General features: G+C 57.1%; 16 protein-coding genes. 11 read left to right on the top strand and 5 right to left on the bottom strand.

Annotation, left to right across the window (positions count from 1 at the left end; translation table 11 throughout):
• Positions 1-33: 33 nt before the first annotated feature.
• From FPV09_RS11780 to FPV09_RS11770, 3 genes are read left to right on the top strand one after another with little or no spacing between them, the layout of a single operon-like run.
• A complete protein-coding gene (locus tag FPV09_RS11780; RefSeq protein ID WP_014013581.1) occupies positions 34-372 on the top strand; it encodes a DNA-binding protein in 339 nt (112 codons plus the stop codon).
• A gap of 17 nt (positions 373-389) precedes the next feature.
• Positions 390-668: a hypothetical protein gene (locus FPV09_RS11775; protein ID WP_058938945.1), complete on the top strand. Its 279-nt coding sequence runs from the start codon at positions 390-392 to the stop codon at positions 666-668.
• Between the two features lie 38 nt (positions 669-706).
• Positions 707-1606, top strand: a complete 900-nt coding sequence (locus FPV09_RS11770) for a transcription initiation factor IIB (RefSeq protein WP_014013583.1) — start codon at positions 707-709, stop codon at positions 1604-1606.
• A gap of 14 nt (positions 1607-1620) precedes the next feature.
• On the opposite strand, the gene fen is transcribed toward FPV09_RS11770, so the two are convergent.
• The gene (fen, locus tag FPV09_RS11765; protein WP_148883537.1) at positions 1621-2646 is read right to left on the bottom strand and encodes a flap endonuclease-1; all 1026 of its coding nucleotides are present in this window, start codon (positions 2644-2646) and stop codon (positions 1621-1623) included.
• 48 nt (positions 2647-2694) lie between these two features.
• Entirely contained in the window at positions 2695-3183 is a 489-nt protein-coding gene (locus tag FPV09_RS11760) for a phosphate-starvation-inducible PsiE family protein (RefSeq protein ID WP_148883536.1), read from the bottom strand.
• A 118-nt stretch (positions 3184-3301) separates the two neighbouring features.
• Here FPV09_RS11760 and FPV09_RS11755 point away from each other — a divergent pair, with 118 nt between their 5' ends.
• The 5 genes from FPV09_RS11755 (at position 3302) to FPV09_RS11735 (ending at position 7919) form a co-directional block, all read left to right on the top strand.
• The gene (locus FPV09_RS11755) at positions 3302-4612 is read left to right on the top strand and encodes an RNA-guided endonuclease InsQ/TnpB family protein (protein WP_148883535.1); all 1311 of its coding nucleotides are present in this window, start codon (positions 3302-3304) and stop codon (positions 4610-4612) included.
• A 217-nt stretch (positions 4613-4829) separates the two neighbouring features.
• Positions 4830-6224: an acetate--CoA ligase alpha subunit gene (gene acs, locus FPV09_RS11750; RefSeq protein ID WP_139681176.1), complete on the top strand. Its 1395-nt coding sequence runs from the start codon at positions 4830-4832 to the stop codon at positions 6222-6224.
• A 78-nt stretch (positions 6225-6302) separates the two neighbouring features.
• Positions 6303-6824, top strand: coding sequence for a hypothetical protein (locus FPV09_RS11745; protein ID WP_148883534.1), 522 nt, complete (start codon positions 6303-6305; stop codon positions 6822-6824).
• Positions 6758-7171: a hypothetical protein gene (locus FPV09_RS11740; protein WP_148883533.1), complete on the top strand. Its 414-nt coding sequence runs from the start codon at positions 6758-6760 to the stop codon at positions 7169-7171. The genes FPV09_RS11745 and FPV09_RS11740 overlap by 67 nt, the downstream gene beginning before the upstream one ends.
• Before the next feature lie 40 nt (positions 7172-7211).
• Positions 7212-7919 (top strand): metallophosphoesterase family protein, encoded by a 708-nt coding sequence (locus tag FPV09_RS11735; RefSeq protein WP_148883532.1) that lies wholly within the window; start codon positions 7212-7214, stop codon positions 7917-7919.
• 11 nt (positions 7920-7930) lie between these two features.
• Here the strand turns inward: FPV09_RS11735 and FPV09_RS11730 are convergent, their stop codons facing one another.
• The 3 genes from FPV09_RS11730 to FPV09_RS11720 all read right to left on the bottom strand — a co-directional run bounded on the left by FPV09_RS11730 (position 7931) and on the right by FPV09_RS11720 (position 11606).
• On the bottom strand, positions 7931-8251 hold the full coding sequence (locus FPV09_RS11730; RefSeq protein WP_148883531.1) for a PRC-barrel domain-containing protein: 321 nt from the start codon (positions 8249-8251) through the stop codon (positions 7931-7933).
• Positions 8252-8328: 77 nt separating this feature from the next.
• On the bottom strand, positions 8329-10842 hold the full coding sequence (locus FPV09_RS11725; RefSeq protein WP_148883530.1) for a CDC48 family AAA ATPase: 2514 nt from the start codon (positions 10840-10842) through the stop codon (positions 8329-8331).
• The gene (locus FPV09_RS11720) at positions 10839-11606 is read right to left on the bottom strand and encodes a hypothetical protein (protein WP_148883529.1); all 768 of its coding nucleotides are present in this window, start codon (positions 11604-11606) and stop codon (positions 10839-10841) included. The genes FPV09_RS11725 and FPV09_RS11720 overlap by 4 nt, the downstream gene beginning before the upstream one ends.
• A 130-nt stretch (positions 11607-11736) precedes the next feature.
• Between FPV09_RS11720 and FPV09_RS12060 the strand changes: the two genes are divergently transcribed.
• The 3 genes from FPV09_RS12060 to serS all read left to right on the top strand — a co-directional run bounded on the left by FPV09_RS12060 (position 11737) and on the right by serS (position 14597).
• Positions 11737-11889: a hypothetical protein gene (locus FPV09_RS12060; protein ID WP_168194771.1), complete on the top strand. Its 153-nt coding sequence runs from the start codon at positions 11737-11739 to the stop codon at positions 11887-11889.
• Between the two features lie 64 nt (positions 11890-11953).
• Positions 11954-13156, top strand: coding sequence for a molybdenum cofactor synthesis domain-containing protein (locus FPV09_RS11715; RefSeq protein ID WP_148883528.1), 1203 nt, complete (start codon positions 11954-11956; stop codon positions 13154-13156).
• A gap of 73 nt (positions 13157-13229) precedes the next feature.
• Positions 13230-14597, top strand: a complete 1368-nt coding sequence (gene serS / locus FPV09_RS11710; protein ID WP_148883527.1) for a serine--tRNA ligase — start codon at positions 13230-13232, stop codon at positions 14595-14597.
• The last annotated feature ends 36 nt before the right edge of the window (positions 14598-14633 follow it).

The raw sequence follows: 14633 nt of genomic DNA, 5'->3' as shown, positions 1-14633 counted from the left end.
CCCCTCCCCAATCTTAACCCGGAGGTGAGGGCCATGGCTGAGGACATAGAGGAAATCAGGAAGCGCAAACTCATGGAACTCCAGAAGAAGTACCTTGAACAGCAAAAGGCCCAGGAGGAGGCTTTGAGGCAGGAGATGGAGCTTGAGGCCCAGCTCGATGCCATAATGCGGAGAATCCTTACCCCCGAGGCCAGGGAGAGGCTCGGCAGGGTTAAGCTCGTCAAGCCAGAGCTTGCGAGACAGGTTGAGCTCGTTCTGGTTCAGCTCTACCAGGCGGGCCAGATAAGGGAGCCCATCGACGACGCCAAGCTCAAGAGGATTCTGGCCCAGATAGACGAGAGAACGCGCAGGGACTACACGATTAAGTGGTGAGCCCGGAAGGTGACCCAATGGACGCCAAGCAGATAGTGGAGATCCTTGACGAAAAGGGAGAGGTTAGTCTGGACACCTGGAAGGCCGTCTCGGTGAAGAAGAACAAGGACGGGACGGTCGATCTTCTCTACCGCAACCTCCACGTTGGGACCGACGACGACCCCGTTTTCCTCTGGATTTACGCGAATATCGTTGAGGAGGACTGGGACGTCCGGGTTCTGGAGAGGATAACCTTCAAGCGCGAGGACCTCGCCTGGTTACTCCGCTACGTGGTTAAAAAAGGCGAAGGTTTATAAGGGCTATATAAAATAGCCGGCCGGTTGGGGGTGTTGGAGTGAGCAATCGTAGGGTTTGCCCGGTCTGCGGCTCGACGGAGTTCATATACGACCCGGGTAGGGGCGAGATAATCTGTAAGGTTTGCGGTTACGTTATTGAGGAGAACGTCGTTGATACGGGACCGGAGTGGCGCGCTTTTGACGCCAGTCAGAGGGAGAAGCGTGCCCGCGTTGGAGCCCCGGAGAGTATTCTCCTTCACGACAAGGGACTCTCAACCGACATCGGCATCGACAGGAACCTCTCCGGACTGATGCGTGAGAAGATGTACAGGCTCAGGAAGTGGCAGAGCCGCCTCCGCGTCAGCGACGCCGCCGAGCGTAACCTCGCGTTCGCACTGAGCGAGCTGGATAGAATCGCCTCCCAGCTGAAGCTCCCGAGGCACGTGGAGGAGGAGGCCGCGAGGCTCTACCGTGAGGCCGTGAGAAAAGGGCTTATAAGGGGTCGTTCAATTGAAAGCGTAATAGCGGCATGCGTTTACGCATCCTGCAGGCTTTTGAAGGTTCCGAGAACCCTCGACGAGATAGCCGACATCTCCCGCGTTGACAAGAAGGAGATAGGAAGGAGCTTCCGCTTCATAGCCAGGAACCTGAACCTGACCCCCAAGAAGCTCTTCGTCAAGCCGACGGATTACGTCAACAAGTTCGCCGACGAACTCGGCATGAGCGAACGTGTCAGAAGAAGGGCCATCGCGATACTGGAGGAGGCCTACGACCGCGGACTCACAAGCGGAAAGAGCCCGGCCGGCCTGGTCGCGGCTGCACTCTACATCGCCGGCCTGCTGGAGGACGAGAAGAGAACCCAGCGCGAGGTGGCCGAGGTAGCGCGCGTCACAGAGGTCACCGTCAGGAACCGTTACAAGGAGCTCGTGGACAAGCTCAACCTGAAGATTCCGGTTTGAGGAAAAGAAAAGGGTCAGCGCTTCCCGAACCAGCTTTCCAGTGTCGCCTGCTTTCCCGCCTTTACCGCCTTTTTCAGCCTCTCAAGCCCGTTCTTCACCCTCTCCTCGCTGAAGTCGTGCTCGTCGCAGAGGAACTTGAGGATTCCCTCTTCGTCCGGTTCGCGCCACTTGAGCTCGTATTCGTCCGTGGCCGGCGGGTTCAGGAAGAACTCCTTTATCGCGTAGAGGTCAACCTCACTGTCCTTGTTGTACTTCTTCAGCGGGTCTTTGCTGAGCTTGACTATCGTGAGGGCCTTCTTAGGCCCGATGCCCTTTATCCCGCCAGGGTTGTAGTCCGTGCCCACCAGTATGGCCATCTCTATGAGCTTCTCCCTGTCTATGCCGAGCTCCTTGAGAACCTCCTCCAGAACTATCAGCTCCGGCCTGACCTCAACGTAGACGTTCTTCCCTGGGAGCTTTCTCCGGCCGGTTATCGTGACGTTCCTCACCAGCCTGGGCGCACCGAAGAGGAGCGAATCGTAGTCCTGACTGGCCGAGGCGTAGACCTTCTTTCTGGCGGCCATGTATGCCGCCTGGGCCTCACCCTCGCTCGGCGCCTGGATCACGGGGATCCCCATCAGTTCAAGGAGCCTCTTGGCGTCGTTTATGAGCCCTTCGTTTACCCTGGTTGCACGCATCGCGTACTTCTTGGCCTCCTCAAGGTCGCCGCGCTCCAGGGCCTCGTACCACTTCTCCTCGGCCTCTTCTCTAGCCTCGCGGCGTTTCTCTATCTCCTTCTTCTTGAACTCCGGCGGTTTTCCGTCGAACACGTACGCGGGCTTTATTCCTGCCTCCATGAGGTTGATGTTCCGGTAGAAGAGGCCGCTGAGGTGGGAGGTTATCCTTCCGCGGGAGTCCATGAGCGGCGTTCCATCGCGCTGTCTTATGGTCGATAGGAACTGGTATATGGCGTTGAACGCGTCTATGGCCACCTTTCTCCCGTAGAGGTTCTCCAGCTCTATCTCCTTCCTCGGAACGAGCTCGCCTATCTGTACGCCCATACAATCACCCCTTGGAGAAAGAAAGTCATGGGCCTATTTAGGGTTTGTCTATTCCCCGGCCTCACCCAGGGTCTTTGTGAGGTCGTCAACGTCCTTCTCAGTAATGCCTTGTTCGATGAGGAACCGGTTGTAGCTGTCCTCCCGCTGCCTTTCCCGCGTGTACACCCAGCCCATCGCGGCTATAAGAGCTGCCATTCCAAGGAGCACCTGCCAGCCGAGTTCCGTGAGGTCGAGTGTTATGAGGAGTTCCTTCACGAGCGCCAGCACGCCTATCTCCACGACGTTCTTCATCGGGACGTGGTGGTAGATGATGTACATGACGATTATCTCGAAGATTTCTAGGAATATCAGGATGAGAACTATGCCCTGGAGAGCCTCCTCCGGAGCAAAATTGATGAGCGAATTTACCGCGAGATCCCATATCATTCTGACGACGTAGAGCATGGTCAGGGTGCCCAGGGCTATCACGACGAAGTCGAAGAGAACGCTCAACAGGCGGAGGGCTCTGCGCTCTATCCTGTTTCCAAAAGTCCGCACGTTACTTTTTTCTCTCGAAAGTCTCGCTCTTTAGGACGGAGATGCAGTAAACAACCCAACCACCTCTGAACAGAAAGCGACACTCTTTTAAAGCCTAAGAACAATACCATACTTTGAAATGAAGCGAACGGTAACACTAAAACTCCACCCCTCAAAAGAGCACGAGAAAATCCTCCACGAGTTAGCCGACGCTGGAGCCAAAGCCTGGAACCGAGTGAATTATCTAAGACGACAACAATACTTCCAAGAGCAAATCGTGGACTTCAATAAAACCGAGAAAACCGTTTATGATGAATTCAAAAGGGGAATAGGCTCCGCCACAGTCCAACAAATAGCCAGAAAAAACGCGGAAGCCTGGCGGAGTTTCTTTTCCCTCCTTCGAAAAAAGCGGAACGGAGAACTCCCCGACTGGCTTAAACCAAAACCACCAAACTACCTCAAAGAAGACGGGAAGAGGAAACCAATAATCATCCTCCGCAACGACCAGTACAAAATCGAAGGGAACAAACTCATCCTCAAGGGCCTTGGCAAGTTCAAACGCTTGGAAGTTCAATTCAAGGGTAGAATACACCTGAAGGGCAAGCAAGGGAGGTTAGAAATCCAATACAACCCCGTAAAGCGGAAGTGGTACGCTTACATCAGCTTCACAGTTGAGAAAAAACTTGAGAGTGAAGAGTGGGTAAACGTTCCAAGACAACCGAAAGGGAACCTCTCAGCGGGAATTGATTTGGGAGTGAACAACTTGATGGCCGTCTACCCCGAGAACGGAGAAAGCTTCCTCGTGAACGGGAGGCCACTCAAGAGCATTGACTTCTACTGGCGGAAGAAGATTGCCGATTACCAATCCAAACTCAACAAGAGCGGAGCGAAAACGAGTAAAAAACTCAGGAGAATGCACGATAAGGCCAAACTTCAGGCGAAGAACTACATTAACTCCGCAGTCAGACAAACGGTTAAGAGGCTCTACGAACTCGGCGTTTCGAGGATTGTTGTAGGTTATCCGAAGGGGATAGCGAGGAATTCTGATAAGGGGAAGAAACAAAACTTCATCCTCTCCCACGTCTGGCGGTTCAATCACGTTATCAAACGTTTAACCGAGGTTGCCGAGGAGTATGGTATTAAGGTTTTGGTTGTTGGTGAGGCTTTCACTTCCAAGACCTGCCCTGTCTGCGGGAAGCCTCATGAAGGGGCGAGGTTTGTTAGAGGATTGTTTAAGTGTCCCGCAACGGGGCTTGTGTTTAATGCGGACCTTGTTGGAGCGTTTAACATTTTGAAAAAAGCAGTAGAAACCATAACCCCGAACTTGGGTGGTTTGTATGCCCAGGGGAGGGGTAACGGGGAGAAGGCCCTCCCCGAGGGGCTGAAAGCCCGTTTTGAATTGGGCTTCAATGAAGCCCCTCAAACCTCCCCGTCATTGGCGAGGGGTTGAACCCTTCAGGGCGGGGAGGAGGTCAGCACCTGGGCCATATATTTGGACGAGGAACCTAATAAGTATTTCGAGGTTCCCGTGGGTTCTGAATCAACGGTGTCCAACCTCTGGTTCTTTAACGTCCGTCGAGTTTCCTATCGTCAAAAAGAGAGGAGAAAAGTTATAACCGCTTTTACGGACGGGAAAATGTGACTCTCATCGGAGTGAGGTGATTGAGATGGACAGGAACCTTGAGGCACTTTTCAGACCGAAGAGCATCGCCGTTATCGGCGCTTCGGAGAAGCCGGGCAAGATTGGCTACGCTGTTATGAAGAACCTCGTTGAGTACGGCTACGAGGGCAAGATATACCCGGTCAACGTTAAGGGTGTTGAGATAGAGATAAACGGGAAGAAGTTCCAGTCGTACAAGAGCATCCTCGACGTTCCGGACGAGGTTGACATGGCCGTCATAATCGTCCCGGCCAAGTTCGTCCCGCAGGTCGTTGAGGAGTGCGGCCAGAAGGGTGTTAAGGTTCTCCCGATCATCAGCTCGGGCTTCGGCGAGCTCGGTGAGGAGGGCAAGAAGGTCGAGAGGCAGATAGTCGAGACCGCCCACAAGTACGGCATGAGGATCCTCGGCCCGAACATCTTCGGCGTCGTCTACACCCCGGACAAGCTCAACGCCACCTTCGGCCCGACCGACGTCATGCCGGGCAACCTGGCCCTCATCAGCCAGAGCGGTGCGCTGGGAATAGCCCTCATGGGCTGGACCATCCTCGAGAAGGTCGGCCTCTCGGCCGTCGTCAGCGTCGGAAACAAGAGCGACATAGATGACGCCGACCTTCTCGAGTTCTTCAAGGAGGACGACAACACCAAGGCCATCCTCATCTACATGGAGGGCGTCAAGGACGGAAGGCGCTTCATGGAAGTTGCCAGGGAGGTCAGCATGGAGAAACCGATTATTATCATCAAGGCCGGAAGGAGCGAGCGCGGTGCCAAAGCAGCTGCTTCCCACACCGGTTCGCTCGCCGGCGCTGACAGCATCTACACCGCCGCCTTCAAGCAGAGCGGCGTTCTCAGGGCGCTCACCATCGGAGAGGCCTTTGACTGGGCCAGGACTCTGAGCAACCTCCCGGAGCCGGAGGGGGAGAACGTCGTCATCCTCACCAACGGTGGTGGAATAGGAGTTATGGCCACCGATGCCGCCGAGGAGGAGGGACTGCACCTCTACGACGACCTCGAGGAGCTCAAGGTCTTTGCCAACCACATGCCGCCCTTCGGAAGCTACAAGAACCCGGTTGACCTCACCGGTATGGCCGGCGCGGAGAGCTACGAGGGCGCGGTCAGGGACGCCCTTGCGAACCCGAACATGCACGCCGTGGCTGTGCTCTACTGCCAGACTGCCGTGCTTGACCCGCGCGACCTGGCTAAGATCGTCATCCGCGAGTACAACGAGAGCGGCAGGAAGAAGCCCCTCGTCGTTGCAATCGTCGGCGGCATAGAGGCCAAGGAAGCCATCGACATGCTCAACGAGGAGGGCATTCCGGCCTATCCGGAGCCGGAGAGGGCCATCAAGTCCCTCGCGGCCCTCTACAAGTGGAGCAACTGGAAGGCCAGGCAGAGGAAGGAGTGATTTCCTTCTTCTCCTCTGTTCAAATTTTACGCCGAAAAGTTTTTGGGAACTTTGTCCAATTCTGGAACGGCGGGTACCATGAAACGTCCCATGTTGATACTGGGTGTTGTTCTGGTTATCATCGGAGGCCTGTTCATCGCGAGGGATTACGGCTCCCGCCCCGCATGCACCTGCGCCACGTTGCTTCCTATCCCCAACGTCGAAGTCGGGGTCATGAACGTGTCCAACGGGGGCGAGGTGAACGGTTACATTCTGGCGTTTGGGGCGTCCATGGATTCGTCCGGAGTCACCGTTACGGATCTTGAAACGGGACGCACCGTATATTACCGGAAAGAAGGCGAGCTCTACGTTCCGGCCGATCCGCCCCTGCCATTCAGGCGCTTTCGGGTGAATGGCCTCGGAAACGTGACGGTCGAGGTTCACTGGCAGAACCCACTCACCACCGTGGTTCTGGACACGCCCGAGTTCAAACCGGTTCCTGGGGGTTTTGAGTACGTCCAGACCTTTGAGTACCCCTCTGGTCCGGCCCCCACATGGAGATACACGACCCGAGGGGAGTCATTAGGATATCCCCGAACGGAACGTCCGAGATCATCCTGACCGATGAGTCCCTGAGGGTGACTTCCATCAATAAGACTCTCCTCGGCACTCCGCGGCTTCTGAAGCTCGTGTACTCCCCGGAAGAGCCCTCGAAGCTGTGGCTGGATGGCTACGTGGAAATCGACGGAAGAAAGGTGGGCTACACCTACGGCATCCCCACGGGAAGGGATGAGCCGGTGCGGGTGGAGAGGGGCTTCAGATTCTCCTCGATGCTCCGCTATGCCCGCTATCCCTTTGAAAACGAAACCGGGGAATGCACGGTAACACACAGCATCGGGCCCGAGGGGCCGCTCTTTCTCTTCATCGGTCTTCTCTTGATCCTCGCGGGCGTTCTCTGGAAGGGCTAAACCTTTTCAACTTTTCATTCCATTGGTTTCAGGTGGTCCCATGCTCATCGCCCTCATCTCAGACATCCACTCCAACCTGGAGGCCCTGAAGGCTGTCTGGCGGGAGGTAAGGCGTGCCGACGCCGTTCTCTGCATGGGCGACCTGGTCGGCTACGGGGCTTCGCCAAACGAGGTCGTTGAGTTCGTGAGGGAGCGGATGGAGAAAAGAACCTTTCTCTGCGTCCGCGGCAACCACGACAACGCTATAGCCTTCGGGGCAGAGTGGGGCTTCAACCCCTACGCGCGGCAGGCGGTTCGCTGGCATCAGAGAATCATGACCGTGGAAAACTTCGAATTTCTCAGAAGACTCCCCGTGAGGCAGCTCTTTACGGACGACGCTGGGCGGAGTTACCTCCTCATCCACGGCTCCCCGAGGGCCCCGCTGGACGAGTACCTCTTTCCATGGCTCCAGGATGAGGAATTCAAAGCGGTTCTGAGCTACGTCCGTCAGGATGACCTCCTGGTCGGCCACACCCACGTGCCCATGCTGAAGGTGCTGGGGGGCAGGAGAATCATCAACCCCGGCGGCGTCGGCCAGCCCAGGGACGGAGACTGGAGGGCGGCATATGCGCTGATAGATACCGACGAGAAGCCGCCAGATAACGTTGAGTTCCGCAGGGTGGAGTACGACGTTCAGGAAGCGGCGAGAAAGATACTTGATGCCGGCCTGCCCCGCTTCCTGGCGGAGAGGCTGTACGATGGGTATTGAAAAGGAGGGAATCACCGTCCGAGGCCAGAGGATCCCCCTGAGACCTTCACGGAGGAAGGCGGCCTCCTGAGCTTGGATTTGACGGCGAGTTTGCTCGAGTCGATGATTATGACCTCGCCGATGCTCTTAACGGCGCTGACGGGAATGAGGAGCAGACCCTCGTGATCCGTGACGAATTCGCTGGTGTCGAGGTCCTCATCCGGCTCGGCCACTATCACGAGTATGTCCCCGGTCTCCTCGTCAAAGCTGAGGTCGTAGACCCAGCCGAGCCTTACACCGGTGTCGGTTATCAGTTCCACGTCCCTAAGCTTGGAAGCCATTATCTTGACCATTTTCGCCACCCCTCGGTTTAATCGTGTAAGTTCTTGGGCACCAACGTATAAAACCTTTTCCAAAAAAAGGAGGGAAATCAGAAGGTGTAGTAGTCGGGTCCCTCCGTTTTCTTTCCAGTCCTCTTCTTCCTGTTCTCGTCGAAGTTCTGGTAGTACTCGACCATGTAGGGCGTTATGCTCGGGCGTACCTTCTTGAGGGCCGCCTCGAAGTCCTTCCTGGAAACCCTGAGCCTCTCAAGGAACTCCTCGCTCTCCTCCTCGACGACCTCCGCCGGCATCTCCCTCATTATCCTGCGCATCGCCAGCAGGGCCGCTTCTCTCACGAGGGCCTCTATGTCCGCACCGCTGTATCCCTCGGTCTTCTTTGCGAGCTCCCTGAGGTTGACGTCCCCTGCCAGGGGTACGCGCTTCGTGTGGACCCTGAGTATCTCCAGCCTAGCTTTCTCGTCCGGCGCTGGAACGAGTATGAGCCTGTCGAACCTGCCGGGTCTCAGCAGAGCTGGGTCGAGGATGTCCGGCCTGTTCGTTGCGGCTATAACAACCACGCCGCTGTTGCGCTCTATGCCGTCCATCTCGGTGAGGAGCTGGTTGATGAGCCTGTCCGTAACGCGGTCGCCCTCCATGCCCCTGGCGGGGGCTATCGCGTCAATCTCGTCTATGAATATCACCGTCGGAGCCGCCTGCCTGGCCTTCCTGAATATCTCCCTCACGCGCTTCTCGCTCTCGCCCACCCACTTGCTGAGAACCTCCGGACCGCGGATGCCGATGAAGTTGGCCTCGCTCTCCGTCGCCACGGCCTTAGCTAGGAGCGTCTTACCTGTTCCGGGCGGGCCGTAGAGGAGCACACCCCTCGGCGGTTCAATGCCGAGCCTCTGGAACGCCTTGGGATATTTCATCGGCCACTCGACCGCCTCTTTGAGCTCCTGCTTTACCTCCTCGAGGCCGCCTATATCCTCCCAGCGGACGTTTGGCATCTCGATTAGCACTTCCCTGAGCGCGCTTGGGTCCACCATCTTGAGGGCCTCGTAGAAGTCCGCCTTCCTCACACGGAGTTCCTGGAGAACCTCTGGGGGTATCTTCTCGTGCTCGGGACTTATCTTGCCCTCGTTTATGAGCCTCCTGAGGACGACCATTGCGGCCTCCCTGGCGAGGGCGGCGAGGTCGGCGCCGACGAAGCCGTGCGTCTTCTCCGCGATTCTCTCGAGCATCCTGTCGATGAGCCTGGTTCTGACCTCAGGGTAAACCTCGCTCGCGCTCTTCAGAATCTCCTTCACCTCGTCGCTGCTCCTGGCCCCCTCAACGCGCTCCACCAGCTTTTTAAGAACCTCCTCGTCAAAGGCTTTCTTTTTGAGGAGCTCCTTCAGGACCCTGAGGACGGTCTCCCTGTCGTAATCTGGCTCGAGGGGCATTCCCCTCGTGTGTATCTGGAGTATCTCCTTCCTGCCCTTCTTGTCGGGAACCCCCACCTCTATCTCCCTGTCGAAGCGTCCGGGCCTTCTGAGGGCTGGATCCAGGGCATCCGGCCTGTTGGTAGCTGCTATGACTATGACCTTCCCGCGTCCCTTCAGGCCGTCCATCAGAGTAAGCAGCTGGCTGACAACGCGTTTTTCAACCTCCCCAACGACCTCCTCTCTCTTGGGAGCTATCGCGTCAATCTCATCGATGAATATGATGCTGGGGGCGTTCTCTTCGGCCTCCTTGAATATCTCCCTCAAACGCTCCTCGCTCTCACCGTAGAATTTGCTCATGACCTCGGGGCCGTTGATGGCTATGAAGTGCGCGTTGGCCTCGTTGGCAACGGCCTTGGCCAGGAGAGTCTTACCTGTTCCAGGCGGGCCGTAGAGCAGAACACCCTTCGGCGGTTCAATTCCAAGGCGCTCAAAGAGCTCCGGGTGCTTGAGCGGAAGCTCCACCATCTCGCGTATCTTTTGGATGGCGTCGTTCAGGCCGCCGATGTCCTCGTAGGTGACCTCTGGGATGGCCTCCTCGCGCACCTCAACCGCCTGCGGGAGGACCTCAACCTCGGTGTTGTAAGTTATCTGGACGACGCCCTTGGGGTTGGTGCTGACCACCACGAACTTCAGCTCCCCGAACCCGAGAGGCATTGTCTCGAAGAGCCCCCTGAGCAGCTCGTCAAAGGGCGAGCCGCCGTAGTAGGTCTCCCCCCTGCTGCTGGCGACCACCAGGTCTCCCTTCACCACGGGCCTTCCCAGGAGGTTCTGCTTCACCATATCGCCGGGTATCTGGATGAAAACGCCCTTCTGGGCCGGGGCGAGGGTGACCTTCTTTGCCTCCTGCACCTCGGCCTTCGCTACCGTCACGTAGTCGCCTATGCTGACCCCGGCGTTCCTCCTGATGTAGCCGTCCATTCTGATGATGTCGAGTCCCCTGTCGTCCGGGTGGGGGTTGGCCACTATCGCGGCGGTTGTGCGGTCACCTATCAGCTCCACGATGTCACCCGGCTCCACTCCAAGCTGCTTCTGGAACTTCCTATCGAACCGGACTATTCCTCTGCCAACATCCCTCTTCAGGGCCTCTGCAACGCGGAGCTTAATCTTCTCGTACCTCTCCTCATCCTTACCGAAGATCATCTTGACCGCCTCCTCCTCTTCTGCCTGTCTATCGCCTCATCCAGCGTCAAGTTGCCCAGCGCAACTTCACGAGCCAGTCTGGAGGATATCGTGATGTTCCCGCTCAGCTCGCGGCTCCGCCTCTTTATATCCTCTATCTCGCGCTTTGTCGGCTCCTTAACGTCGAGCAGCTCGCCTATGGGAACTTCCTTCCCCTCGCGCAGGCCTATGTTTATGGCCGCCACGATGTCCTGCACCTGGGACACCTCTATGCCGCCCACCTTGGGGGTGGTCCTCGACTCATTCACGACGATGAGGGGATAATCGTAGCCGAGCACGTCCGCGAGGGCCTTGAGCATGAGCACCCTCTGCCTCTTGGCGCCGTGGCCGATTTTGATTTTAGCACCGGGGTACTTATCCAGCAGGTCGAGGATTATTCCAACGTCGCGCGGGCTCTTCAGGTGGTGAACCTCGAGCACACGGTTATCTGCGACGACGCTCAGTCCCGGCCTTTCCCCAGGGTCTATGGCGATGTAAATCCTCTTAAACCTCTCCCTGCCTTCGAGCTTCGCCAGGAGTTCGTCTATGAAGTTCTCGTCCCTAACAACGACTTTTACAGGAAACCTGACCCTCCCGTAGTCCCGTTCACCCGTCAGGACCACCTCAACGTCGAAGGGTATCTCCTCACCCACCTGAAGGCTGTGGAAGGGTATGCCGTACTCCTTCAACACTTTGGTGGCGGTGTAGTAAACGCGGGCGTCGCTCGTTACGATGGCTACTCTCATGATTTCTACTTGGCCTCATCAATTAAAAACCTTTCTAACCGGCCGAATCACAGAATTTGGCCACGAAATGCTTTAAATTGGTAGAAAAAAGTTTATAAGCCATTATCGGGAGATAGAAACGGGGATCGGGATGCAGCCTCCTAAGAAAAAGAAGAAGGTCGAGGAGTTCGAAGGGGAAGAGCTTTTCGAGGAAGAGGAGGAGTGGGAGCTGGAGGAGGACGAGCTTGAGGACTGGGAGGAAGAGTGGGAGGAGGAAGACTGGGAAGAGGATGAGGAATGGTGAGTTAAACGTTTTCTTTTACGCAACCCATTTATAGAACGGTGCTCTCTTTTCTCCAGGTGATAGAATGGCGTTCCTGAAGGTCATCCCCCTGGAAAAGGCCCTCGAGGTCATAAACTCATTCCCGCTGGAGCCAAAAATCGAAAGCGTCCCCCTGAGCGAAGCCCTGGGCGGGGTTCTGGCGGAGGATGTGGCCTCCCCCGTGGACGTCCCTCCCTTCGACAGGGCCACCGTCGACGGTTATGCAGTTCGCGCGGAAGACACCTTCATGGCGGGCGAGAGCGAGCCGGTGAGGCTGAAGGTCGTTGGGGAGATAAACGCAGGAGACACTCCGACGGTGGAGCTCAAGCCCGGTGAGAGCGTTTACATCTCCACGGGCGCACCCCTGCCCAGGAATGCCGATGCGGTGGTACAGTTCGAGGACGTGGACAGGGAAGGGGAAGAGGTCATTATCTACAAGCCGGCCTACCCCGGCCTCGGCGTCATGAAGGCCGGAGCCGACATCCCGAAGGGGAAGGTCCTTCTCAAACGTGGAACCCGGCTGACCTTCAAGGACACCGCACTTCTCTCGGCGGTCGGCTTCTCGGAAGTCAAAGTCTTCAGGAAGCCCAGGGTTGCCGTGATAAGCACAGGAAACGAAGTGGTTCTCCCAGGGACTGAGCTGAGGTACGGTCAGATATACGACATAAACGGCCGCGCCATAGCGGACGCGGTTAGGGAGCTCGGTGGCGAGGCCGTTTTCCTGGGAATAGCCAGGGACGACCGCGAGAGCCTCAAGGCGCTCATCGAGAAGGGAATCGAGTGCTGCGACATCGTACTCCTCAGCGGCGGTGCGAGCGGTGGAATAAGGGACCTGACCAGTTCGATAATCGAGGAGCTCGGCGAAGTGAAGATTCACGGCATAGCGATTCAGCCGGGTAAGCCGACGATAATCGGCCTGATCAACGGAAAGCCAGTCTTTGGTCTGCCCGGCTACCCGACCAGCTGTCTCACCAACTTCACCCTGCTCGTTGCACCGCTCCTGAGGAGGCTCCTCAGAAGAGAGAGCGAAGTCAGAAAGGTTAGGAAGAAGCTCGCCCACAAGGTCTTCTCCGTCAAAGGCAGGCGTCAGTTCCTCCCGGTCAGGATAGAGGGCGAAAAGGCGGTGCCTATACTCAAGGGAAGCGGAGCGGTCACGAGCTTCGTAGATGCCGACGGCTTCATCGAGGTTCCAGAGAACGTCGAGATACTGGAGGCTGGCGAGGAGGTTGAGGTCACGTTCTTTGGCTGAGCTGACACGACGCCGGCTGGCTCATCAAAACCTTTTTTAAACTCCTTCACCTTCTTTCCCCAGGTGGAAGACTATGCTGGACATAAAGCTCATCCGTGAAAATCCCGATATCGTCAGGGGCGACCTCATAAAGCGCGGGGAGATAGAGAAGCTCAAGTGGATAGACGAGATTCTGGAGCTCGATGCCAGATGGCGCGATAACCTGAAGAGGATAAACGCCCTCAGGAAGGAGCGCAACCAGTTGGCGGTTCAGATAGGCAAGCGCAAGAAGGCGGGCGAACCGATAGACGACCTCCTGGCAAGGAGCAACGAGATAGTGAAGCAGATTGAGGAGCTCGAGAAAGAAGTCGAGGAGCTGAGGAAGAGGATAGACTACTACCTCTGGCGCCTCCCGAACATCACCCACGAGAGCGTTCCCGTCGGCAAGGACGACACCGAGAACGTCCCCATCAGATTCTGGGGTAAGGCTCGCGTCTGGGAGGGCTTCCTCGAGAGCTTTAAGGAGGGGAGCCTCGGAAAGATGGAGTACGAGGTTCTCGACTGGAGGCCGAGGCTTCACGTGGACATGCTCGAGCTCCTAAAGGGCGCGGACATTGAGAGGGCCGCGAAGGTCAGCGGTGCGCGCTTTTACTATCTCATGAACGAGCTGGTCATCCTCGACCTGGCACTCCTCCGCTTTGCCCTCGACAAGCTCATCGAGAAGGGCTTCGTCCCCGTCATACCGCCCTACATGGTGCGCCGCTTTGTTGAGGAGGGCGTCACGAGCTTCGGCGACTTCGAGGACGTCATCTACAAGGTGGAGGGCGAGGACCTTTACCTCGTCCCGACCGCCGAGCACCCGCTGGCCGGGATGCACGCCAACGAGATAATCGAGGGCAAAGACCTGCCGCTCCTCTACGCCGGCGTGAGCCCCTGCTTCCGCAAGGAGGCTGGAACGGCGGGCAAGGACACGAAGGGAATCTTCCGCGTTCACCAGTTCCACAAGGTCGAGCAGTTCGTTTACGCGAGGCCCGAGGAGAGCTGGGAGTGGCACGAGAAGCTCATAGCCAACGCAGAGGAGATATTCCGGGAGCTTGAGATTCCCTACAGGGTCGTGAACATCTGCACCGGCGATCTGGGCTATGTCGCCGCCAAGAAGTACGACATCGAGGCATGGATGGCGGGCCAGGGCAAGTTCAGGGAGGTTGTTTCGGCGAGCAACTGCACCGAGTGGCAGGCGAGAAGGCTGAACATCCGCTACCGCGACAAGACCCACGAGAAGCCCAAGTTCGTCCACACGCTCAACTCGACGGCCATAGCCACCTCGAGGGCAATCGTTGCCATCCTCGAGAACTTCCAGACCGAGGAGGGCGTCGTGAAGCTCCCAAAGGCCCTCTGGAAGTACACGGGCTTCAAGGAGATTCTGCCTGCTCACATGAAAGAGAAGTGCTGCGGGGAGTGAGCCTTCCGTTTTTCCTTCTCCCTGTTCTTGTACCGT

Source organism: Thermococcus aciditolerans, assembly GCF_008152015.1.
Classification (GTDB): domain Archaea; phylum Methanobacteriota_B; class Thermococci; order Thermococcales; family Thermococcaceae; genus Thermococcus; species Thermococcus celericrescens.
This window is presented reverse-complemented; position numbering and strand designations above follow the sequence as displayed.